This is a genomic window from Sandaracinobacteroides hominis (assembly GCF_016464365.1).
GTDB classification, from domain to species: domain Bacteria; phylum Pseudomonadota; class Alphaproteobacteria; order Sphingomonadales; family Sphingomonadaceae; genus Sandaracinobacteroides; species Sandaracinobacteroides hominis.
In genome coordinates this window covers 378907-402236 of record NZ_JADCUC010000004.1, presented here as the reverse complement: position 1 = coordinate 402236, position 23330 = coordinate 378907, and the positions used below count along the sequence as shown (strand labels likewise).

The following is a 23330-nucleotide window of genomic DNA, read 5'->3' as shown; positions in this document are numbered from 1 at the left end:
CAGACTGGCGGCACCTTATCAGGCGCTGGTGTTCTGACCGTGACCGGTGCGGCGAGCTATGGCGGCGGAGGCAGCAAGAGCCAGACCGGGACCGGCTCGACGATCCACAACGGCGCGGTGACGCTGGGCAGCGGGAGCATCAATCTCGACGGCGGCCGTCTGCTGGAGTTCAAGGGCGGCGTCACCACGGACTCTTCGAACTTCACCATCTACCTCAACAGCGGCGCTCTCGCCGGCACCGATACGCTGCGCAACGCCGCAGGCTCCACCTTCCTCGACCAGACCAGCTCGTATGGCCAGATTATAGCCAACAGCAACACCGGCCTGTTCGAGAACCTCGGAACCTATCGCAAGACCGGCGCAGGCACCACCTACGTCCAGACCAGCTTCACCAATGCGGGAACGGTCGATATCGATGCGGGCACGCTCAACCTGTCGGGCGACAGCACCCTGTCCGGCACGATCGACCTCGCCAGCGGCGCGGTGCTCCACTTCTCCGGTGGCACCCACAGCCTCAACGGCCCGTCGCTCACCGGCGCGGCGGGCGGCCTCCTCCGGGTCAGCAGCGGAACCATCACCGTCACCGGCGCGGTCAACCTGCCAACCGTGCAGGTGCAAAGCGGAACGCTGAATGCCACCGATGCAGGCGCAAAGCTCGAGGCCCTCATCCTAAACGGCGGCACGTTCAACTTCGGCGGAACCGACAGCATCCTCGGCTTCACCCAGACTGGCGGCACCTTATCAGGCGCTGGTGTTCTGACCGTGACCGGTGCGGCGAGCTATGGCGGCGGAGGCAGCAAGAGCCAGACCGGGACCGGCTCGACGATCCACAACGGCGCGGTGACGCTGGGCAGCGGGAGCATCAATCTCGACGGCGGCCGTCTGCTGGAGTTCAAGGGCGGCGTCACCACGGACTCTTCGAACTTCACCATCTACCTCAACAGCGGCGCTCTCGCCGGCACCGATACGCTGCGCAACGCCGCAGGCTCCACCTTCCTCGACCAGACCAGCTCGTATGGCCAGATTATAGCCAACAGCAACACCGGCCTGTTCGAGAACCTCGGAACCTATCGCAAGACCGGCGCAGGCACCACCTACGTCCAGACCAGCTTCACCAACGCAGGCATCGTCAGCGTCGAAAGCGGCACCCTTCAGATCAATGGCGCGCTCTCCGGTGCATCGGGCACAATGCTCTCCGGTGGTACATGGGTCGTGAAAAGCCCTGGCAGCGGGACAGCATTGCTCGATTTCGAGACAGCGTCCGGGATGACATCGCTTGCAACCAGCGCGGCCGACATCAGCCTCTCCGGCGCGAACAGCGAAATCCGCTCGGGCAGCGGCAACCAGCTTCTGGAGGTGACGCTTGCCACCAACGCCAGCGGCGGCGCCCTGCGGATCCTGAACGGACGTAGCTATACCGTTTCGGCCAATGCCGGCGCCTTCACCAACGCCGGTCTGCTGGAAGTGGGCGGCGGCAGCTTCAACGCAGCCTCCATCGCCAACAGCGGCGCCATTCAGGGCTTTGGAACCGTCAATGCCGCGATCACCGGCGCGGGCGGAATCCGGGCAAGCGGCGGAACCCTCTCCACCGGCCGCTTCACGGGCGCGGGCGCGGTGATCGTGGATGCCGGCGCAACGCTGGATGCCAGCGCCGCCACCGGCAACCTGAGTGCGGCAACGCTGGCCCACAACGGCGCCGGGCTGGCGCTGGGCACGCGCAACATCACCATCACCACGGATTACAGCAATGCTGCCTTCGGCGCCGGCAACGCCTTCGATGCGCGCGCCAACGTCAGCGGCACCGGCCTCATCCTCGCCTCAAGCGCGGGCCAGAGCCTGAGTGGCGAGGGACTGACCAGCGGGCAGACCGCGAACCCGTTCCTCGATTTCGGCGGGCTGCGGGCCGGCGAGAGCAAGACGGTGACGATCACCATCACCAACACCGGCACACAGACCATGTTGCGCGGTGCGGTGCAGGGGCTGAATGCGCCCGGCGTTGCGGTGGACGGCGGGCAGAGTTTCGCCATCCTCGCGGGCGGCACATCCACGTTCAACGTGACCTACGTGGGTTCGGCCGGCAGCCTCTCTGGGCAATCCATCCTGGTTGCGAACAATTTCGCCAATGTCGCGAACCAGACCATCTCCCTTTCGGGTGCGGTGTTCCGCGCCGCCGAGGCTTCGCTGTCGCCGACAACGATCAACTTCGGCAATGTGCGGATGGGGAGCACCCCGACGAGCACCGTTTCCATCGGCAACATCGCGCTAAACGACGGCTTCAGCGAAGGACTGCGAGTGATGGGCGCCACCGCTTCCGGCGCAGCGACTGCTGGCAGCCACAGCGTCGGCGTGATTGCGGCAGGCGCCGCCGGTAACGCCACGGTCGGCCTTTCCACTACGCAGGCGGGCGCGAAATCCGGCTCGGTCAGCTTTGCCCTTGCAACCGATGGAGAGGGAACCAGCGGCCTCGGCCAACAGGCGCTCTCCAGTCAGAGCGTAACGATTCAGGGCAGCGTGTTTGCGGCTGCCAACCCCACGCTGCCCGCAAGCATCCATGTCGGCAACCACCGGATCGGCGATGTGGTCTCCACCAGCATCCAGCTGACCAACAGTCTCGTCGGCGGCGTGCCGGCGGGTTATCAGGAAGGACTGGACGCGGCGGCCGCGATTTCCGGAAACTTTGGCGGCAGCGGCGCGGTCAGCAATCTCGCGGCGGGCAGCAGTTCCATGATCGTGGCGACGCTGAACACCGCAACAGCCGGTGCCAAGAGCGGAACCGCGAGCTTCAGCTTCGCCACCAATGGCAGCGGCACATCAGGGCTCGCGACGGAATCGCTGGGCAACGGTAGCGTCACCCTGACGGGTGGCGTCTTTGCACTGGCCAATCCAACCCTTCTGGCCGATCTCGATTTCGGCAATGTTCAGCAGGGAACGGTCCAGACGCGGACGATTTCGGTCTCCAACCTGCTGATCGGCGGGGTTTCGGCAGCCTTTCAGGAAGGGTTGAACGCCAGCTTCGGAACCGTCTCAGGCGGGTTCAGCGGATCCGGGTCCGTCACCAATCTCGCAGCGGGTGGCGTCAACAGCTATTCGCTCATCGTAACGCTCGATACCACGCTGGCCGGAGCGAAGGCCGGGCAGGTTCAGGTGGTGCTTGCCTCAAACGGCGCCACCACGTCCGGGCTGGGCATCGTAGATCTGACACCGCAGTTTCTTGAAGCCACCGCCTCCGTTCAGGGCGGGGTCTACCGTCTTGCGGAAGCGACGGTCGTGCCGATGACAATCGATATGGGCAACCGCCGCGTCGGCGATGCCGCCCCTGCGGCCGTCACGATCACCGTCAGCAACAGCGCCATAGACGATGGCTATTCGGAAAAGCTCAACGGGAGCATTGGGTCTACCAGCGGCCGTGCCACTGCAAGCGGCAGCTTCACCTTGCTTGATGCGCAAGCCTCCAGCACCGCGATCCAGGTCGGGATCAATACCAGCACAGCCGGTGCAAACGGCAGTGTGACCATCGCGCTCGCCTCGAACGGCGAAGGCACAAGCGGTGCCGGCCTCACGCCCCTGTCATCCAAGACTGTTGCTCTGGGCGGTGGTGTCTACCGGCTCGCCGACCATGATGTTGACGGGCCGACTTCCACCATCGTTGCACGTGTTGGAGACGCGACATCCACATCGGTTACCGTGCGCAATACAGCGATTGCAGACGGTTACTCGGAAGGCCTTGGAATCACCAGCAGCACGGAAACCGCCGGAGTAAGTTTTGGCAGCGTCGATGGTCTGCTCGCTGCCGGTGGAACAAGGGTCGTCACCGCCACGATCGACACGACCAGCGCTGGCACGAAGAGCGGAACGATCGGTTTCGAATTCACCTCGGATGGAACAGGCACGTCCGGCTTTGCAGCGCTTGGAATCGGCAGCGAATCCGTGACAGTTCAGGCACAGGTCTATGCGGCAGCTCAGGCCGCCGTGACGCCGACAACGCTGGATTTCGGGACTGTCCGGGTCGGGGAAGCGGTTTCGTCCAAGGTGATCGCCATATCTAACGTCGCCAGCGGCGCATTCGCCGATTCGCTGGTGACGGGGGTTGGCACTGCGCCTGAAGGCTTTTCGGTCGGCTCGGGGCCGGACGCGCTCGCGGCTGGCGCATCCGGGGAGGTTGTAGTGTCGCTTGACAGCTCGGCTGCCGGACAGTGGTCCGGCGTAGTCGACCTCGGCTTCGTATCTCGCAACCCGGTGCTGGCCGATCTCGCACTGGATGGGCAGAGCGTGGCCGTGACGGCGACCGTCAACAACCATGCTGCCCCGGTCTTCACCTACAGCGGCACGGCACTCACCTATGATGCCGGCCTTGGCGGTTATGTCTATGATTTCGGGACGCTCAGTGAAGGTTCGTCCGTATCGCTCGCAGGCTTTGGCCTGGGCAATCTGGTATTCGGGCCAGCCGATGATCTGTCCGGCCTGGTGGGCGATGGTTTGGGGGGTGTTTTCTCGCTCGGCAGCGCCTTTGATATCGGCCTGCTGCAGGCTGGGGACGTCTCGGACCCGTTCACCATTTTCGTCCGAACCTCAACGGAAGGTTTTTTCAGCGGGCAACTGACATTCGCTGGGCTGGGAACGAATGCCAGCGACCACATCGGAGAGGCGCGAACGGCCAAGCTGTTCCTGAGTGCGAAAGTTGTTGGCGGGACACCGCCTCCGCCGCCGGGCGCAATTCCTGAACCTTCGAGCTGGCTGATGATGATCATGGGCTTTGGCGCAGTCGGGGTGGGCATTCGTGTTCGTCGCAGAAAAATGGAAAGGGACAGGCTCGATGCATGAAGGCCGGCATCCGTTTGAAATTGCCGCGTTCAGCCTCGCGGTAGTCGCTCTCCTGTCCTTCGGAGCCCGCGTCTATCTAGCCAACGATGTAGGAAAGAGCCGGGCGCTGGCGGCTGAACAGCAGCAGCGGATCGCCTCAGCCAACGTGCTGGGACAGGTGAACAACCGCCTGATCCAGATGCTGGCGAGCTCTGCTGCGACGACAGGCGACACACAGATTTCAACGCTGCTTGCCCGAAACGGGGTCCAGTTTTCGATTAGCCCCAACGAGGGCGGGACCTCAGGTGGGCCCCAAACGCAGGGAGCCGCTCAATGAAACTGGATACGGAGTACCGGGCGGTGGCAGTGACGGATAGGCCCAGTCGTCTGCTGTATTACACTATCCTGATAGCCCTCACCGTAGTGGCGGCGGATCAGATTGCCGGGGTTGTCGAACTCTGGAAAAACAAGGGCGAAATTGCCCGACTTCTGGACTCTCAAGCGACATCGTTAGAGCAGGCTGGCAGAGTTGAACAACAGCTTGATTCTCTGGCAACAGGCGTTGCGCACTTGGCGGCGACCGGGAATAAACACGCACAGGGGATTGTGTCCCAGATGCAGGCCCAAGGAGTCGCAATCAAAGCGCCTTCCGGATCCCTTCAGCAAAAGGACTGATCGCGTGTTCAAGCTTTGCTGGGTTGAACTCTACCAACGGGTCAGGCTGCGCCGGATCGAGGACGACATAAACGACATGGGTTGCACCGTCGGCCTGCCGATCGGCGTACTCTGCCATATCCTCGATGATCGTATGAAATCCGGGCCTCGTGTGTTTCCTGCGCATTCCGGCCATGGTGAGCCTCCTTCCGACTGATGTTGATCAGCCGCGAAGCTCCCTCTCTCCTCTCGGCCTGCTGGTAGGCCGCTAGCGCCCGATATCCCGCTCAATCGTTCGGGCAGCTGCGGGTTCGAGCGTTATATCACGCTCTGGTGGTTTCCGGACGACAGAGCTGTTGGCCACCTCGATTGCCGAAGTCTTGTCACCAGCGTTGCCGGCCACCGATCGCTCCAGCCCTCTGGCACTGTCGACCACCAGCGTCGCATGTTCGGCGATCCGGGTGATAGCAACGAGGAACGAGCGGGTGGAGTTCAGCATCTTCTCCCGTTCGCTCATCAGGATGATGCCGTTGGTGGCGGTCATGCCCTGTGCGACGTGGACGTTCACCGCATAGGCCAGATCAAGCCGCTCCAGCATGGGGTCGGTGCTGGCAAGAGTATGGCGGTCGCCATTGGCGGTGCGAATGGACGCCATGTTCCGGTCCAGCTTCTCGATGTTCGCGATATCGCCGTTCAGCAATCCACGCTCGCGGTCATTGTCGGTCCAGCGGATACGGTCGCCCTCGAACAGGGTGATGGCCTTCGGCTCGAAGATCGAGACCGCATCATGGGCAAGGTTGCGCGGCAGCCGGTCGGGCTGGAACGGGCGAACGGTTCCATCGGCCATGCGGAGCTGGACCTTGCCATCGTCCGCCCCACGCACCTCGCCGCGATCCCCGCGCGCGAACCTTTGGCTCGGCAGGCTGGTGCGGAACTCGACGATCCGGCCCGGCTGATAGCCCTTCATCTGCCGGGCTCCCTCCTTCGTGATGGTCACGCGGTCGAGCGTGTCGAACCGCTGGCCTTGCCCCGTCAGTTCCCCACGCGCGATGCGTTCTTGCTGGACCGCCACATTGGCTGCCGTTCGCATAGCCCGGCCAGACGCGAGCAACAGTGTTCCGGCCCGCTCATCTGTCGACAGACCCGCCCACAGCCTCGCGGCTGTCTCCGGCCCCTTGGTGAACGGTACTTCACGGGTGTCGGGTTTCAGCACCTCGAACGCCCGCGCCATATCCGCGTTCTCCAGCGCGGCGTTTAGCGCCTGCATCTGCGGCGAGCGGGCACGCAGGTTCTCGGTGATGGTAGAGGTGGATACTGCATGCGTCTGCAACAGCTCGAACGGCTTGCCCGCCTCAATGGCTGGCAACTGCTTCACGTCGCCGGCCAGGATCAACCGTGCAACCCCCATCCGGTTGGACAGATCGATCAGCCGGGCAAGGCGCTCGCTGCCGATCTGCGAGGCCTCGTCGACCATGATGACCGAACCGGACAGCGTATCGCGAGCTCTGGCCATCTGCTCGGTGCTTGCAGAGCCATCGAGCACGCGTCCGAACCGGCCAAGGAAGCTATCCACCGTGGAGGCTGGAGCATCCAACCTCGCACCAAAATCCCGCGCGGTGCGACCGGCATGGGCCAGTGCGAACACGCTTCGCCCTTCCGCCTTCAGCAGATGCGCGACCGGCATCAGTGCGGCGGATTTTCCGACGCCAGCACCTCCCTGCACCAATATCACGCGGTCGGTGGACTGCAGGATATCCACCCCCGCCTGCTCCTGCCCCGGGTTGAGCCGACGTAGGGCCAGATCGCGCGCCGCCTGCTGCAGGCGCGGCGCGGTCTCAACACCCATCGCCAGCGGTGAAACAGCATCGCGCCCGTCGTGCGCCAGCGCGACTACCCGGTGTTCCAGCGCCAGCGCGGACTCGGTAGTCATGAGCCGCTCACCGCCCAACAGCAGCCCGCGCCCGGCCAGGTGCGCAATGCGTGCTTCTACATCCGCCACGGTCACTGGCCCGCCACGTTCGAGGGCAGCTCGGATGAGATCACTCCGATCGAACGCCGCTTCCCGCTCGCCCAGGTCGCGCGCGGCGGCTGCGACCGCCTGCGCTGCGGCAAAGGCGCGAGGGTCAAGCCGGCCCAACCGTTCCGGCACCAACGGATCGCCGTCGCGCGGGGTCAGGCCCATGGCGGAAGCGATCGCCAAGCCTCGCTCTCCGATCCCGCGCGCACTTTCCAATGCCTTCGACCAGATGGTTTGCTGCTGTGCATTTCGGGCAATGGCGCTGGCGATCAGATCGCGGCCGTCGAACCCGACGCGCTCCGCCGTCTCCAGCCATTGCGCCTGCCGCTGCTCCGGGCTGAACTCCGGATTCTTGGCCTGCCGGGTCGCGAGGGCCGCCAGTTCCCGTTCGCGCGGGCTTCCGCGGTCGCCCTTCGCAAGAGCCTCGAGGATTTCCGTGCGCCGGGTGGAGACGCGAGCAACAATCGCTTCCCCCTCCTTGCGGTTGTCGCGCTTGCCGCCCTTATCGTAGACGCCCGCGACCTGCGTGAAGCAGAGGCCGAACTCCGGGTCGGCTTGGAGCGGCGATGGCGGCAGGATCAGGCCGTCGTCGTAGAATTCGCGGTTCGAAACCTTGATCAGCGAAGGATCGCGGGAGCGATAATGCCACTCAAGCATGCGGGAGCCGAGACCGCGCGCCTCGCATAGCGTCAGCACACTCTCCATGGCGGCCACCTTTGCGGCGCCCGCCAGCAGCTCGGGCTCATCTTCGTCGGCATCGTCATTGGCCGCGAGTCTGTCGAAGAAGGAGGACGGCGGCAACTGCTTCTGGTCGCCCACCACGACGATTTGGTTGGCACGAGCAATGGCGCCCAAGGCGTCTTCGGGCCGCACTTGGCTGGCCTCGTCGATGACAAGCAGGTCGAAGGACAGGGCGTTTGGTGGAAGGTATTGGGCGACCGATATCGGGCTCATCAGAAGCACCGGCTTGATTCGCTGGATCGCCGTTCCGGCCCGCTCAAACAGGCGACGGATTGCGAGATGCCGCGCCTTCTTGCCAATTTCGCTTCGGATTACCCCCATCTCGCCTTGGGCGCCTTGCGGGACCTGGGCCAGATGACCTGCAAGAATTTCTGTGACGTTGTCTTTCAGGCGTTCGCGCTCAAGTTGGCCGAATGTGGTGACGAGTTCGTGGCGCTTTTCCATCGGCAACTCGCGGAGGACAGGCGATTGCTCGAGCGCGTGACGCCATAGTCCCTCGGCGCGCGCGAACCGTAGCTCAACGATGGCGTCAGGACCAGAGACGGAGCCATTGCGCATCCGTTCCGCAAGGTCTGTGAGCCCAGCGGCGGTCATCCGGTCGTACATCCTCGCCAACTGAACCCATCCCGCGTAGCGATCCGTCGCCACGGCCATGTTCTCGATACGAAGGACGAGGGACCAAACCTCGGCTTGCTCGAACTTCTCGACCTTCACCGCGGCCGGATCGAGGTGCAGGAAATCCGTAGCAGCGTCGAGCTTTGCTCGCGCGATTCCCGTCGCCTCGATCAGCCGGCGAAGCATGGGTGTTATCTGGCTCGAGGCGGCCATATCGCACGCGGCCAACGGCGCTACCTTAAGCGTCGCGTGGCTAAGCTTGTCGCACCAGCCAGCGATCGAGATCAGCAATGGGAAATCGCTGCGCTCGCCCCGCCAGACATCGCCGAGGATGCGCTCGCCATAGGCCTGATCGGTCTCCCAAATAGTGCGTTTGCTTCTGACGTTGCTGAGGGCATCGACAAGCGCGAGCCTATCCAGAGCCGCCTTTGGCAGCGGGCTGCGGAGCAGGCCGGCAAGCTCGCGCGATGCGCTGCGGTAGGCGCCGCCTAGTCTGGCGAAGAACGAGTTGCAGCCCGCAACCAGGGGCCCGCGCAGGCCTGCGACCGGGTGTGTAAAGGCCGCGTCGGTGAAGTTCGGCGCCTGCGCGTCGAATTCGGTGCGCCATTCCGAGCCCGCATGGAGAAGCTCGCGCAGCCTAGCAGGATCCGACGCGTCAAGCATGCACACAGCGATGGAACCAGTGCCCTGCGGCAGGCCTTCGAGCCTCGACAGCAGATCGACCAGCGAATCGCCCATCTCGAGCGTGACGGGAAGGGATAAGCCTAAGGCGGCCATTGGCTGTTCCACGGCTGCGGCCAGTTCTTCCAGTGCCGACTTGGCATTCGTCAGCACCGTGGCCAGACGAGCCAGTTCGACTGGCTGGAGATCAAGGTTTTTCGCTCCCTCGAATGGGTGCGGGGCGTCGACGCCTTCGTCAGCGAGCAATTCCCCATAGCGCTCGATCGTATCGACCAGCGCGACCTCCTCAGTCCGCGTCAATTTGAGAAGAGCACCAGCATCTATCACCGGCGGTGTAGCATTCATTCCGATGTAGCGGACCTGTCGGCCGAGGACTGAGAATGCGGTTTCGCCGGTCGATCCGATCGGCTCGTGCAGCGCCTCCGCAATGCTGTTCAGCCGATCGCGAATGCTGGTAAGGGAATGTGGGGAATCGGGCATCTGCGGGATCGCCGCGGCCTGCGAGATCGTGCGGGCCAACTCGGCGAGGACAAGCTTTTTATTGGCCGTGCGCGAATGGAGTTCGAGGCAGATATCGCGCAGCCCGACCTTGACGAGGCGGTCATGCACGACGGATAGGGCCGCCATCTTCTCAGCGACGAAAAGTACGCGCTTTCCGTCCTTCGCCGCGGCCGCAATGATGTTTGTAATCGTCTGTGACTTGCCGGTTCCGGGCGGGCCCTGCACCACTAGATTGCGGCCAGACCGCACCTCCTCAACAACTTTCGCCTGCGAGGCGTCTGCGTCAACAACATGGAATATCCGCTCCGGCGGAAGCAAGTCGTCGAGTCTATCTTCTGGGCCAAACATGGGCTGTTCGCGGGCGAAGCCCTCATAGAGCAGACCTCGCGTAAGAGGATGGTCGGCCAATGCCTCGTCGGGCCAGGATTCGATATCGAGATCCCGGTACATCAGTAGCTTGCTGAAGCTGAAGAAGCCGAGCTGGATCGCGTCTCGGTCGACCTGCCAGCGATCATGTGACGAGATGACAGCCTCGACGCGCTCGAAATAGCTCGAGGGCTTCCAATCCTCCTCACCGTCAATCTCAGGCAGATCGATACCAAAGTCTTCCTTGAGCCGTTGCTGTAGTGGCAAGTTGGTCAGGATATCTTCGTCACGCGCGCGGATGTCGTATGTTGAGGTCCGAGGGTTGCGCACCAGTTCGACGGGCAGGAGCACCAGCGGGGCCTCACGCTTGATCCCCGAGTTCCGATCCTCGAACCAGGTCAGGAACCCTAGGGCCAAGTAGAGAATGTTGACGCCGCTCTCCTCCTCCGCTGTCTGGGCCTCGCGGGCAATCTTCAGCAGTTTCTTTTGGAGAGCATCGGGGCCGAGCCGGGTCTCGAGGTGTACGTCTGTATATCGGTCGGCAGCTGGCTCATCCGCCGCCGTCACGAGATGGACCTCGTCGTCGTCCGACTCGTCACGACCAAGGGCGAGGAACCGCATCGCCTTCGAGCCTCTCAGGATCTCATGAATTTCATCCGAACGCTCGTTGACAACGTTGATCACATTGCCGCGCGTATTGGCGCGGTTCACGTGGACGAGACGGTTCCTGGTTCCAGTCTCGACGAGGCGGCGGCGGGTTTCGTCAAAAAGTCTCGCGACCTCCCCGCGCCTTGCCTGTGAGAGATCCGTTCCGACATTTTGCACTGTAGTCATCATCAACCCCGAGGCCGCCTTGGTGACGGCGATTTCTTGTTAAAAAATAGCGCCAATACGGCGCGCTCTTGCCGGCTAGGAGATTAACCGGCGCGTTCCAACGCCTCGCGCTCGGCCTCGTCGCGCAAAGCCTCAGTGCTCACCGATTCCGGTTCGAGCTTACCCTCTGCGATCTTAGCCGGCTTCGGCTGCCATGCCGTTAGCCGTCCCCCTACGCTGGCGTGGAAATGGCTGGCGGACTTAACCAGCTCAGCGACGATGATCTTGCGCTGGGTGAACTTCGCGCCGAGCTCACGCACCAGCAGGACCTCGAAGGACGAGACGACCATACCCGACCGATCATCGCTTGCGATCTCAGGTCTGTCAGTCAAGGTCGCCAAAGAGTACTGCGTCTCCTTGGCCCGACCGGGCCAGAATAGCCTGACGTGTAGGTCCTTAGGCTCTGTGCCGGCGAGCTGCTTCAACAACCAACTCACCCGCGCCTTCGTGGACTTTCGATCGGCCGGTGCGCGCAGTCGCATTGAGACGCTCACCACTCGCTTCCTGAAATCGACGCTGATGTGCATCGGAGCAGCGGCGTTGGGCACGACAATGTCGGCGGCGAGCAGCGCATTGGCGGCAAGCGCGACCGAAGCATTCTTGAGCCGTTCCATTGGATCGGTCGCCTCTGCGCGGCCCATTGCGATCTGGACATGGTTGTTGACTTGACGGCTCATAACCGTGGTGATGCGGTCTAGCAGTTGGTGCCAAGAGCCCACGACGTCCTGGCATTGTTGATTCTTGGGGTTAACGACGCCGCCCGTCGCAACGCTCTCGCATAGTTCCGACCATGCCGCAGGCATCTGATCGAATTCCTTCACCCCGGAGCTGGGATGAAGAAGAAACCGACGCAGTTCCGCCAGCAGGATCACCTGCTCGCGATCGTAAACTTCGCCGAGTTCCTGCAGCAGGTGCGCTTGTGTGATCACGTTCCCCCAAGACCAGTGGAAAAGTTTTACTTTGCGAGTGAGCGCTGGGCTAACAGTAAGCGGATGGTGAGTTGGCAACGGTGTGAACTGGTTCGAGAGAGTAATAACGGCGTCGATGCCGTTGAGCTTTGCAAGGTTTAGGTAGCCCTCGATCTGAACGTTCGTAAGTTCGGCCGCGCCGACCTTTGCCTCAACGAGAGCCTTCCAGATGGTCCTACCGGTGTTGACCACGATCAGACCGTCGGGACGGTGCTTGGCATCGCCGGCACTCTTTGCGAGGACGACCTCAGTGAAGGTGTCGATGCGCCCGCGCGCGCCAATTTTTAGGCCGAGCCCGCTCAATAGCGCGCGACCAAAGCCTCCGACACTCTCTACGCAGGCTAGAAAGATCGAAAGAGTCCGCCCTTCCTTCGAAGTGTCGGCCAGTACAGGGAATAGTCGTGCCGGCTCACCCGATTTAATACAATCTGGAAGTTGCGCCATGATTCCATCCCCCGCTTTTCCAGAGAAGTCGCACGCCAATGCTTTTGGGGCAATACGTCGCTGAACCAGTCGGCATCGTAGCCCCGGTCGCCGAACAGCCATTGGGCGTTGGGTACCCCGTTCAGAAGCACGGCAACACCGATGTAATCACTGAACTGGTCGGCGGTCATCAGGAAGCTCAAGGTGCGGCGGTTGGCATCGGTTACGACGTAGAACGTGGAATTCATGCCGCCTTTGGTGCGGACGATAGGCTGAATGGTAAGGATGGATCGCTCGTGTTCGAAGCGATCCTCCCGAAGAACATCCGCTCTCGCCTAAAGCGAGCCTAGAAGCTGCTTGTCGGGACCATCCGACATGGACGCGGCCATAGCGATGCCTAACTGAACCGAGGGCAGTTTCGCTTCATGGCCGCCCGTAAGCGGACCTTCCGGATCGTCCCCCAGGAGCCACCCTTCGAGCATGACGGCTGAGCCCAAACCCACACCTACGCCGCCATCGGAACCTGCTCATGCTTCGGCATCGGAACACGCCCCGCCAGAGTGTTCGCCCAATGCTCCATCATCTCGCGGCGAAGCGCCAGTTGGCCGTCGCGGCCATAGGCCTTTCGCGTCTCGTTCTCATCGATATGCGCCAGCTGAAACTCGCTCAGCATGTCCGGATATTGCGCCGCCCTCGACCAGTCCTTGAACGTCGAACGAAAGCCGTGCGCAGTCGCTTTGTACCCCATGTCGCGGATCGCCTGGCACAAGGTGTTCTCAGACATCGGCTGCTGCGGCTTGTCGCCCGGAAAAACCCAGTCTGCGTCCGGAGAGCGGAACGCCTTCATCGCGCGTAGAATCTTGACTGCCCGCGGCGGCAACGGAACCGGATGGCTCTCGTCCATCTTCATCTTCTCCGCCGACACGTTCCAGACCGCCTCCTCGATAAACACATCCGACCATTCCATAAAGCGGATGTTGCCCGGCCGCGCGGAAGTCAGGATCATGAACTCGAGCGCGCTTCGGACAACCGGCCCGGCCTTGGCAAACGCAAGGGCATCCATGAACGCCCGGGCGTCGGTGAAGTGAACCGCAGCCATATGTTTGACCTTACGGCGCTGGCGGGGAAGCGTTTGGCGGACAAGTTCGAAGTCGATACCATGTTGGCGGATATTCTTCGCCTCCGCCCGCCTAATCACCGTCCGCATCCGTTGCAGCACGCGCCGCGCCGTTTCTTGATGCAACAGCCAGATGGGGTCGAGAACCTTTACCATATCCGCCCGGGTGAGCGCAGCAACCGGCTCGTCGCCGATCAGGGGGAATGCGTGGTTCTCCAGCGTCGCCAGCCATTGCTCGCAATGCTTCCCGTTCCTCCAGCCTTTTCTCAGGCTGGCGTGAACCTCCCGGGCCAGCTCGGCGAAGGTGATTGCCGAAGTGATCACAGCCTTACGCTTCGCTATGGGATCAATGCCTTTGCGGATATCGGCCCGGGCATCGCTCGCTGCCTCTCTGGCTTCGCGGAGTGACATCGTGCGCTCCGGCCCCAGCGACAGATCGCGCCGCTTGTCGTCGAATCGATATCGCAGTTCCCAGTATCGCCGGCCCTGCGCGTCCACGCGCAGCATCAGTCCATCGCCGTCGGTGTAACGCCCGGGCTCCGTCAGGCCTTCAACCTGCTTTGCGGTCAGTTTTCCCACCAGCCGATCCTTTCCCACCATACTGCCCACCAAAAGCCCGAGGCTTGGCAAGACATGCGTGGACAGGATGAGGCAGCAATCGGACAAGAAACTCAAGCCCCGCCAATGGGTTCGAGGCGATGTGAGGCGGCGTGAGACGGGACGAGACATGCCCGGTGGCGGAGAGGGAGGGATTCGAACCCTCGATGAGCTTACACCCATAACGGTTTTCGAGACCGCCGCATTCGACCACTCTGCCACCTCTCCGTTTCGGTGCCCAAGCTGATGGTCGCAGCAAGGCGCGGGCCATAGCCGCCACACCCGCCAAACACAAGGCCCGGGCAAGCACGCAACGCGGCTTTTTCCCGCCCGGGCGCCCCACACTTCGGCCAGCTGCCGCCCGATGCCCCTTTGCACCGGCGCACATGCTCCTATATCCTTCCTGTGAAAGAGGTCATGCCACAGATGAGCCGCACCGAACCCCCGCCACAGGCCAGGGAGTCGCTGCCCCCGCAGCCGGAAACGCCGCGCCCGGAATCGCCGCGCTATGCCGAAGCCCGCTTTGGCATCGGCGACGTCGTGCGCCACCGCGTCTTCCCCTTCCGCGGCGTCATCTTCGATGTCGACCCCGAATTCGCCAACACCGAAGAATGGTGGGAAGCCATCCCCGAGGAAATCCGCCCGCGCAAGGACCAACCCTTCTACCACCTCCTCGCCGAAAACGAGGAATCCGCCTACGTCGCCTATGTCAGCCAGCAAAACCTGCTGCTCGACGACGAAGACGAACCCGTGCGACACCCGGCGGTAAGCCAGATCTTCGACGGCTACGCCGACGGGCGGTATATCCTGAAACCCGCCAGCCGGAATTAGGGGGGTGATTTGCCTCCGGCGGCCGGGCTCTGCCCGGACCCGGCAGGGAAATGATTTCCCTGCACCCTCAACGTTGGAACGCTGTCGCCGAGCCTTGGGGATGTGTTAAGATTGAATGCCTGCGGCGCTTGTCAGCTTTTGGGTGGCTAGCGCACCTTGGAGTATCCAAACTTCAGGATCATCCCGGCAACGAAACCCAATGTGCTTGGGGGCACACCCATCAGGAACAATGGCAAGACTACGTCCTGAATCGACAGTAGGCTACCGACGCCAAACTCATACTTGATCAGGTTGATTGCCGCGATACTGAGCCACGGCCCAATCAGTGCAGTAAATATTGCGAGCGGCCAAGCTGACCGCCCTTTAAAGAATGACAAAAGCGCAGACGGGAGGATCGTGGAAGCTGCTATTGCGAGCAACGCCAGATCATGGTCGGGCGAGCTGACTGTATATGTCGAAATCGTCACCTTTGCATACTACCCTCGCAGCTAATGTCCGCAAGTGAGGCGGAGACCGACCAAGCGCCGCAGGCAATCAAACCTCTGTTGCGTTGCCGAGCTGGCCTGCAATTCTCCAACTTTGAGGGTGCAGGGAAATCATTTCCCTGCCGGGTTTGTAAGGGCAGAGCCCTTACGCTCTTGTTTCCCATCGCCTGACGGCGCTGGGCGCAGAGCCCTGCCCGCCGGAGGCGAAAACGCTCACCCCTCTCAAAACGGCCTCAGTACCGCCAGCAGCACAATGCCCACCACAAACAGCGCGGGCACCTCGTTCCACATCCGAAACGCCCGTTCCGCCATAGGCCGTTCGCCGCGGGCCATCCGCTTCGACAGCGACACCATCCAGCCATGATATCCCGTCAGCAGCAGCACCAGCGCCAGCTTCGCGTGCAGCCAGCCCGAACCCGCAAATCCCACGTTGAATGCCAGCGCCAGCCCCAGCACCCACGTCACCACCAGGCTCGGCGTCAGGATCATCCGCCGCAGCCGGGCAATGCGCTCGATCCACTTGGCGTCTTCCGCGTTGCCCGGCGGTTCGCCGGCCTGGTGCACCAGATAGCGCGGCAGGATGAACAGCCCCGCCATCCAGAAGATGACGAAGATGATGTGGAGCGCCTTCACCAGCGGATAGGCCGGCCCCAGCCAGCCCAGCAGATCGTCCATCGCCTACCTCCTGTGCAGTTCCAGCAGCCGCTCGACATGCGAAATCGGCGTGAAGCGGTCGATACCGTGGCCCAGGTTCAGGATATGCGGCCGCCCGGCCATCGCCTCGCGGATTCGCGCAAGGCCGGCCTCCAGCGCCGCACCGCCCGCCTTCAACGCCATCGGGTCCAGGTTGCCCTGCAGCGGCAGCGTATCGGGGGTATTCGCCACCACAAACTCCAGATCCGCCGCTTCATCGAGCGCCAGTGCCGAAACCTGCGTCTCGCGCGCATAGGCGGGCGCCTTCGATCCGGCCCCGCGCGGAAAGCCGATGATCGGCGTTGCCGGATGCCGCGCCCGCAGCTCGGCCACCAGCCAGGCGGTGGGCGCGATCACCCAGCGCTCGAACTCGCTGACCGAGAGACTGCCCGACCAGCTGTCGAACAGCATCAGCGCATCCGCCCCCGCCGCCACCTGCCCGGAGAGATATTCCAGCGTATCGGCGGAAATCGCCCGGATCAGTTCCTCGAAACGGCCCGGATCGGCATAGGCCATCAGCCGCGCCGCGGCCTGCTCCTTCGAGCCTTCGCCAGCCACCATATAGGTCGCAACCGTATAGGGAGAGCCGGCAAAGCCGAACAACGCCTTTTCCGGCGCCAGCTGCGCCCGCACCCGCCGCACGGTTTCCCAGATCGGCGCATAATGCTGCCGCGCCGGGGTCAGCTCCTCCAGCCGGGCGGCTTCCAGCGGCGGCTTCAGCCGTGGCCCCTCACCCTCGGTAAAGGTCAGATCCTGCCCCATCGCGTGCGGCACGATCAGGATATCGGAGAACAGGATTGCCACGTCGAAGCCGAAGCGCCGGATCGGCTGCAGCGTGATCTCGGCGGCGGCCTCCGGATCATAGGCCAGCCCCAGGAAGCTGCCCTTTTCCGCCCGCAGCGCCCGATATTCCGGCAGATACCGCCCCGCCTGGCGCATCAGCCACACCGGAGCCGGCGAAACGGTCTGGCCCGAAAGCACTCTTATCGCATCGATCATGAAAACCGGCATATCGGCCAGCGGTCGCGCACGCAAACCGTCGGGCCAATACAGTTTCTTTTCATTTCTATTTCCGGATAGTTTCAGTTGTGGGGCGGTGAATCATGGGGATGGAATCTTTTCCACAGGGCAATTCACAGCCCGCCCACCGTGCAAAAGCCTGTGGCAGCTAACGGAATCGAAATTGCCCAGAGGCTGTGGAAAGCCGCAACCTGCTTCTCCACAAGCGGATAATTCGCCCTGAACCCCGCGAACCGACTCCCCGATTTTCCCCACACCCCCGTTCCAACCCCCCCGTTCGTCGATTCGTGCAGCGGAATCCGGGACTTTTCCGGTGGATTGTCCACAGGCGCACGGGCAAGAAGCAATTGCCGCCTTTCGAGGAGCTTTTGTGACACGCCTGCACCTGCACCTCGTCTCGGATTCCACCGGCGAAACGCTCGACAGCCTCGTCAAGGCCGGCCTCGCCCAGTTCGAAGCCGTCGACGCGGTCAAACATTATTGGCCCATGGTCCGCTCCGAAGGCCACCTCGACCGCGTCCTCGAAGAAGTCGCCAAGGTCCCCGGCCTCATCCTCTACACCCTCGTCGCCCGCAACATCCGCGCCCGCCTCGAACTCAAATGCACCGCCCTCGGCCTCCCCGTCATCGCCGTGATGGACCCGATGATCGCCGCGCTTGAACGGATGATCGGCACCGAAGCCGGCGCCCGCCCCGGCAACCAGCACCGCATGGACGCCGCCTATTTCGGCCGTATCGAAGCCATAGACTGGACCATGGACCATGACGACGGCCTGCTCCCCCAGGAATGGGACCAGGCCGACATGGTCCTCGTCGGAGTCTCCCGCACCTCCAAAACCCCCACCTCCATCTACCTCGCCAACCGCGGCTACCGCGTCGCCAACATGCCCTTCGTCCCCAGCCGACCCCTGCCACCCCAACTCTTCGAACTGAAATCCCCGCTGGTGGTGGGCCTGACGGTCAGCGCCGAACGCCTCACCGCCGTCCGCCGGGCACGCATCATGGCGCAGGACGCATCCGGCGTGGCGGCGAGCTACGCCGACCCGACCGAAGTCGCCGCCGAACTCGCCGCCGCCCGAAGACTGTTCGCCGATCGCGGCTGGCCGGTGATCGACGTTACACGGCGCAGCATCGAGGAAACGGCGGCCGAGCTGATGAACCTGCTGAACAAGCGGAAGGAAGAGTAGGTTTTGCCTCCGGCGGGCAGGGTTTCACCCTGCACCCAGCAGGGAAATGATTTCCCTGCACCCTCTGTGTTTGGTGGCAGATCGGATGGGTTGGGGCGAGGGGAATTTTATTGCCTGCGGCGCTGAGCCCGCTTCGCGCGACCTTTCAGCCATCAACGCCGACCAAACCCCAGCTCAACGCCCGCTCAGGCTGAGCTTGTCGAAGCCCCACCCAGGTCAAGAATACTGCCCCCCGAACTACCAGAGCTCCTGCCATTCCATAGCTGTTGGCGTTTCCCATTTGGCACATCTCCTGTAAGAATAAACACTATGCTGACTGCGCTACTATTGGCGCAACAAGGCAGTTCCAGCAGGAGTTGCACGATGAGGGCAATGCACGTGATCCGGCGCCTGCTCCTGGGCATTGCTGTGGCGATCGCAGCGGCGACGGTTGCCGGATATGGAACCGCCAACGCGCAGGTTCGCGTTGAAGATCAAACACGGAATGCAGTGACTGCAATCGACATTCTGCTTGAGCCCGACGCCGTCATGCTCAAACGCGCAGAAGCCGACAATGCGCGTCTTTTGAAGGCGTTCCCGCAAGGCTTCGCGCTGGATGCGGCGCACCGGCCGCACATCACCCTGTTGCAGACCTTTGTGCGCACGGCGGACCTCGACAAGGTTGAGGCCGCGGCGCGGCAGGTGATTGCGCGCAGCAACATCCACGCGATGCAGCTGGAGGCTTACAAGCGGTACTATATTGCGATGAACGACACCGGCGTCGCCGGCATCGTTGCCAGACCCACCCCTGAGCTGGTGAAGCTGCAAGCCGATATCATCGCCGCAGTTGCACCTTATGCAGTGGCGACTGGCGGATCGAACGCCTTCGTCACCACATCGGACGATCCGATCATCGATCCGGCTTTGATCGACTATGTTTCGAAATTCACAACCCAGTCCGCGGGCGCCAAATTCAATCCGCATGTCTCCACCGGTGTCGCGCCCCGGACATATCTGGACCCCATGGTTGCCGAGGCTTTTGAGCCCTTTACCTTCTCGCCTGCCGGGGCGGCTATCTATCAGCTGGGCCAGTTCGGGACCGCAGCAAAGCAGCTCAGCAGGCTGGACAACGTGCAATAGCATCCTGAATCTGCAACGTCCCGGGACAGTATACTTGACCTGGGCGGGGCTTCGACAAGCTCAGCCTGAGCGGGCGTTGAGCTGGGGTTTGGTCGGCGTTGATGGCTGAAAGGTCGCGCGAAGCGGGCTCAGCGCCGCAGGCAATCCAAGATTCCCCCTCGCCCCAACCGATCCGATCTGCCACCAAACATAGAGGGTGCAGGGAAATCATTTCCCTGCCGGGTTTGTAAGGGCAGAGCCCTTACATTCTTGTTTTCCGTCACCTAACGGTGTCGGGCGGAGGCAGAAACCGTTGATAATCCTCGCATCCCAAAGCGCATCCCGCCAATCCATGTTGAAGGCGGCGGGGGTCGGCTTCGAAGCCCACCCGGCCCGGATAGACGAGGAAGCGGTCACCGACTCGCTGCGCGGCGCCCCGGTGCGCGACGTGGCCGACAAGCTGGCCGAGCTGAAGGCGATCAAGGTCAGCCTCGGCCACCGCGACGCCTATGTCCTTGGCAGCGATTCCATGCTGGAGATCGAGCGCGGCGAGTGGCTGGAGAAGCCCGGCTCGCTCGACGGTCTCAGGGTCCAGCTGAAGCAGCTGCGCGGCAAAACCCACAGCCTCATCTCCGCCGCCGTCATCGCCAGAAACGGCCAGCCCCTCTGGCGCCATGTCGAGACGGCGAAGCTGACGGTGCGCCAGTTCAGCGACGCATGGCTGGAGCAATATGTCGCCGCCTGCGGCCATGAGGTGCTCTCCAGCGTCGGGGGCTATCATGTGGAGGGGCTGGGCGCGCAGCTGTTCACGCGGATAGAGGGCGATCAGTTCGTGGTAAGGGGCCTGCCGTTGCTGGCGGTTCTGGGCTGGCTGCGGGAGGCCGGGGAGTTGACGGTTTGAGCTATGCGGAGGTGATCGGCGACCCGATTTCGCATTCGAAATCGCCGTTGATCCACAATTTCTGGGCGTCTGCGCTTGGCCTCAAGGTCGAATACCGCGCCGCGCATGTCACGGCAGACGGCCTCGCCGACTATGTCGCCGCACGCCGCGCAGACCCGGATTGGGCCGGCTGCAACGTCACCATGCCGCACAAGGAGGCCGTGCTGGCGCATGTGGACGAGGTGGACGCGCTGGCGGCGAAGCTGAACGCGGCGAACACGATTGTGCGGCGGGCAGATGGCACGCTGGTGGCGGGCAACACCGATGTCGACGGCGTGGCGGAGCCTTTGCGCCGGCATGCGATCGGCGGTTATCCCGCGCATGTCGCCACCTATGTGCAGATCGTGGGCGCGGGCGGCGCGGCGCGGGCGGCTGTGCTGGGGGCAGTCGCTGCGGGTTTTTCCGATTTCGACATTTTCAACCGATCGCCGGGGCGGGCGGATGCGCTGGCAGAGCTGGCGGGTCTGCCGTTCGGAACCGGGAATCCGCTGGATGCGCTGGGGCCGATCCGCAATCCAAGAGAGGGCCGCAATCCCAACGAGCCCGGCGCAGTCCAGCGCTATAGCCATATCCTCATCAACGCGACCAGCATGGGCATGCACGGCGAAAACCCGGTGCAGGTCGATCTCGGCCAATATTACCCCGACACCATCGTCTTCGACATGGTCTACGCCCCGCTCGAAACGCCGCTGCTCGCGCAGGCCCGTGGCGCGGGCCTGCGCACGATAGACGGCCTCGAAATGCTCGTGGGCCAGGCCGCAACCGCCTTCGAGCGCTTCTTCGGCGTCAAACCGCCCCGCGAACGGGACGCGGACTTGCGAAACCTGCTGCTGGAGGCGTCGACGTGAAGCATGCCCGCCCGTTCGTGATCGGCCTCACCGGCTCCATCGGCATGGGAAAATCCAAGGTCGCGTCCAAGTTTCGCTACCTGCACGCGCCGGTGTTCGATGCAGACGCAGCCGTCCGCGAAGTGCAGGGGCCCAATGGCGTCGCGCTGGCCGAGATAGAAAAGGCCTTCCCCGGCACCACCGGCCCGAACGGCGTCGACCGCCCGAAGCTCGGCGCCGCCGTCTTCGGCAAGCCCGCCGAGCTGAAGAAGCTCGAACGCATCGTCCACCCCGCAGTCGGCAAGCTGCAGCAGCGTTTCCGCCAGAAATACCGCAGCCGCCGCGTGATCGTGCTGGATATCCCGCTGCTGCTGGAGGGTCAGGGCTGGAAGGGCGTCGACATGGTGATGGTGGTCAGCGCCCCCTATCATGTCCAGCGCGCCCGCGTGCTGGCGCGGCCCGGAATGACGCCGGAAAAGTTTGCCGCGGTCCTGAAACACCAGATGCCGGATGCAACGAAACGGGCGCTCGCCGATATCGTGGTTGAGACGGGGCGGGGTCGCCTGCTCACCTTCCGCACGGTGCGATCGGTGATGAGGGTGGTGAGCTAGCCTCCGGCGGGCAGGGCTCTGCCCTGCACCCGGCAGGGAAATGATTTCCCTGCACCCTCGGGGTTGGATCTTTATCGGCATGCTCCGGGCAGGTTCCAGGAACTGACTGCCTGCGGCGCTTGTCTGCTTTTAGGTGGCTAGCGACCGTTCCGGCCACGGCTGAAAATACCAATTTCAATGAGCACCATAACCCAATAAGCCACGATCACAATGAAGAGCAGTTTGCGATAGTCTGGTTCACAAAGGCCAAATGCTTCCCCCACCATTGCGCCCATTCCCATCCAAACTGCAATCAGCAGAACGGAAACGTGATTCCAGCTCACAAGAGCATCCACGAGCCTCTTCATCGTTGCGTTCTATCAGATTGTCGAACGTCCGCTATTGCGGCGAAACCTGACAAGCGTCGCAGGCAATCAAACTCGTTGCTTCCCCAATCTAGTCAGCAGAGTTCCAACTTTGAGGGTGCAGGGAAATCATTTCCCTGCCGGGTTCCAAGGGCAGAGCCCTTGGCCGCCGGAGGCACGAACCGCGCGGAATGTGGGCAGCAACGTCGGTGCCTTCAAGCCTTGCGGGACTCGTTTTTCGGGCGGATAGTAACCTCGATATGCGCGAGATCGTGTTTGATACCGAGACGACCGGGTTCGACCCAAAGGACGGCCACCGCCTCGTCGAATTCGCCGGTGTCGAGCTCTACGAACGGGTGCCGACGGGGCGCCATCTGCACTTCCACGTAAACCCCGGCCGCCCGATGCCGGCAGAGGCAGAGGCGATCCACGGCCTTTCCGACGCCTTCCTGGCAGACAAGCCGCCGTTCGCCGAAAAGGCTGCCGAGCTCACCGCCTTCCTGGCGGATGCGGTGATCATCGCCCACAACGCCGCCTTTGACATGCGCTTCCTCAACTACGAGCTGGAGCGCTGCGGTTATCCCCGGCTGGACGATGGCCGCGTCGTCGATACGCTGGAGCTCGCCCGCAAGCGCTTTCCCGGCGCCAAGCACACGCTCGACGCGCTCTGCACCCGCTTCGGCATCGATCGCTCCGCCCGCGTCCTGCACGGCGCCCTGATCGACAGCCAGCTGCTCGCCGACGTCTATGTGGAGCTGACGGGAGGCCGGCAGATCGGCTTCGATCTCACCGTTGCCGCCGCCATCGAAGCAACCGGGGAAAAAACCGTCTGGCCGGTCCGCAGCTTTCCGATACCGGAGCAGGATCTCGCCGCTCACCAGCAGTTCACCGCAGGCATGAAGGAGTCGATCTGGGCGCGACTTGCCCAGCCGGCATAAGAAG

At 63.0% G+C, this 23330-nt stretch carries 18 protein-coding genes, 1 tRNA gene and 1 pseudogene; 10 read left to right on the top strand and 10 right to left on the bottom strand.

Going from position 1 to position 23330, the window contains the following annotated elements:
- Window positions 1–39: 39 nt before the first annotated feature.
- The 3 genes from IM784_RS11290 to IM784_RS11280 are packed head-to-tail and all read left to right on the top strand — an operon-like array spanning window position 40 to window position 5475.
- On the top strand, window positions 40–4821 hold the full coding sequence (locus IM784_RS11290) for a choice-of-anchor D domain-containing protein (protein ID WP_199555423.1): 4782 nt from the start codon (window positions 40–42) through the stop codon (window positions 4819–4821).
- Window positions 4814–5137 carry a hypothetical protein gene (locus IM784_RS11285; RefSeq protein WP_199555422.1) on the top strand — a complete coding sequence of 108 codons (324 nt, stop codon included), beginning with the start codon at window positions 4814–4816 and terminating at the stop codon, window positions 5135–5137. The genes IM784_RS11290 and IM784_RS11285 overlap by 8 nt, the downstream gene beginning before the upstream one ends.
- On the top strand, window positions 5134–5475 hold the full coding sequence (locus tag IM784_RS11280; RefSeq protein ID WP_199555421.1) for a hypothetical protein: 342 nt from the start codon (window positions 5134–5136) through the stop codon (window positions 5473–5475). The genes IM784_RS11285 and IM784_RS11280 overlap by 4 nt, the downstream gene beginning before the upstream one ends.
- Here the strand turns inward: IM784_RS11280 and IM784_RS11275 are convergent.
- The 6 genes and pseudogenes from IM784_RS11275 to IM784_RS11250 form a co-directional block, all read right to left on the bottom strand.
- Window positions 5438–5650, bottom strand: coding sequence for a hypothetical protein (locus tag IM784_RS11275; protein WP_199555420.1), 213 nt, complete (start codon window positions 5648–5650; stop codon window positions 5438–5440). The two genes, IM784_RS11280 and IM784_RS11275, sit on opposite strands and share 38 nt — an antisense overlap.
- Window positions 5651–5722: 72 nt before the next feature.
- Window positions 5723–11212, bottom strand: a complete 5490-nt coding sequence (locus IM784_RS11270; protein ID WP_199555419.1) for an AAA family ATPase — start codon at window positions 11210–11212, stop codon at window positions 5723–5725.
- A gap of 80 nt (window positions 11213–11292) precedes the next feature.
- Window positions 11293–12519 carry a hypothetical protein gene (locus tag IM784_RS11265; protein ID WP_199555418.1) on the bottom strand — a complete coding sequence of 409 codons (1227 nt, stop codon included), beginning with the start codon at window positions 12517–12519 and terminating at the stop codon, window positions 11293–11295.
- Between the two features lie 182 nt (window positions 12520–12701).
- Window positions 12702–12908: pseudogene (locus tag IM784_RS17235) on the bottom strand (IS5 family transposase); the annotation flags it as partial.
- A gap of 236 nt (window positions 12909–13144) precedes the next feature.
- Window positions 13145–14335, bottom strand: coding sequence for a tyrosine-type recombinase/integrase (locus tag IM784_RS11255; protein WP_199555416.1), 1191 nt, complete (start codon window positions 14333–14335; stop codon window positions 13145–13147).
- Between the two features lie 156 nt (window positions 14336–14491).
- Window positions 14492–14581: transfer RNA gene (locus tag IM784_RS11250), tRNA-Ser, on the bottom strand.
- Between the two features lie 189 nt (window positions 14582–14770).
- Here IM784_RS11250 and hspQ point away from each other — a divergent pair.
- The gene (gene hspQ / locus IM784_RS11245) at window positions 14771–15184 is read left to right on the top strand and encodes a heat shock protein HspQ (RefSeq protein WP_199555415.1); all 414 of its coding nucleotides are present in this window, start codon (window positions 14771–14773) and stop codon (window positions 15182–15184) included.
- 146 nt (window positions 15185–15330) lie between these two features.
- Here the strand turns inward: hspQ and IM784_RS11240 are convergent, their stop codons facing one another.
- The 3 genes from IM784_RS11240 to hemE all read right to left on the bottom strand — a co-directional run bounded on the left by IM784_RS11240 (window position 15331) and on the right by hemE (window position 17382).
- Window positions 15331–15651, bottom strand: coding sequence for a SadB/YajI family lipoprotein (locus tag IM784_RS11240; RefSeq protein ID WP_199555414.1), 321 nt, complete (start codon window positions 15649–15651; stop codon window positions 15331–15333).
- 240 nt (window positions 15652–15891) lie between these two features.
- On the bottom strand, window positions 15892–16344 hold the full coding sequence (locus tag IM784_RS11235; RefSeq protein WP_199555413.1) for a CopD family protein: 453 nt from the start codon (window positions 16342–16344) through the stop codon (window positions 15892–15894).
- A gap of 3 nt (window positions 16345–16347) precedes the next feature.
- Window positions 16348–17382 carry a uroporphyrinogen decarboxylase gene (gene hemE, locus IM784_RS11230; protein ID WP_408015292.1) on the bottom strand — a complete coding sequence of 345 codons (1035 nt, stop codon included), beginning with the start codon at window positions 17380–17382 and terminating at the stop codon, window positions 16348–16350.
- Window positions 17383–17752: 370 nt separating this feature from the next.
- On the opposite strand from hemE, the gene IM784_RS11225 reads away from it, so the two are divergent.
- The 5 genes from IM784_RS11225 to coaE all read left to right on the top strand — a co-directional run bounded on the left by IM784_RS11225 (window position 17753) and on the right by coaE (window position 22044).
- A complete protein-coding gene (locus tag IM784_RS11225) occupies window positions 17753–18568 on the top strand; it encodes a pyruvate, water dikinase regulatory protein (RefSeq protein WP_199555411.1) in 816 nt (271 codons plus the stop codon).
- Between the two features lie 363 nt (window positions 18569–18931).
- The gene (locus IM784_RS11220; protein WP_207791733.1) at window positions 18932–19687 is read left to right on the top strand and encodes a 2'-5' RNA ligase family protein; all 756 of its coding nucleotides are present in this window, start codon (window positions 18932–18934) and stop codon (window positions 19685–19687) included.
- 292 nt (window positions 19688–19979) lie between these two features.
- The gene (locus IM784_RS11215; protein ID WP_199555409.1) at window positions 19980–20567 is read left to right on the top strand and encodes a Maf family protein; all 588 of its coding nucleotides are present in this window, start codon (window positions 19980–19982) and stop codon (window positions 20565–20567) included.
- Window positions 20564–21454, top strand: a complete 891-nt coding sequence (locus IM784_RS11210; protein ID WP_199555408.1) for a shikimate dehydrogenase family protein — start codon at window positions 20564–20566, stop codon at window positions 21452–21454. Before IM784_RS11215 ends, IM784_RS11210 begins: the two co-directional genes overlap by 4 nt.
- Window positions 21451–22044, top strand: coding sequence for a dephospho-CoA kinase (gene coaE / locus IM784_RS11205; RefSeq protein WP_199555407.1), 594 nt, complete (start codon window positions 21451–21453; stop codon window positions 22042–22044). The genes IM784_RS11210 and coaE overlap by 4 nt, the downstream gene beginning before the upstream one ends.
- Window positions 22045–22181: 137 nt before the next feature.
- Here the strand turns inward: coaE and IM784_RS11200 are convergent, their stop codons facing one another.
- The gene (locus tag IM784_RS11200; RefSeq protein ID WP_199555406.1) at window positions 22182–22391 is read right to left on the bottom strand and encodes a hypothetical protein; all 210 of its coding nucleotides are present in this window, start codon (window positions 22389–22391) and stop codon (window positions 22182–22184) included.
- Window positions 22392–22648: 257 nt separating this feature from the next.
- Between IM784_RS11200 and dnaQ the strand changes: the two genes are divergently transcribed.
- Window positions 22649–23326: a DNA polymerase III subunit epsilon gene (dnaQ, locus tag IM784_RS11195; protein WP_199555405.1), complete on the top strand. Its 678-nt coding sequence runs from the start codon at window positions 22649–22651 to the stop codon at window positions 23324–23326.
- Window positions 23327–23330: the final 4 nt, after the last annotated feature.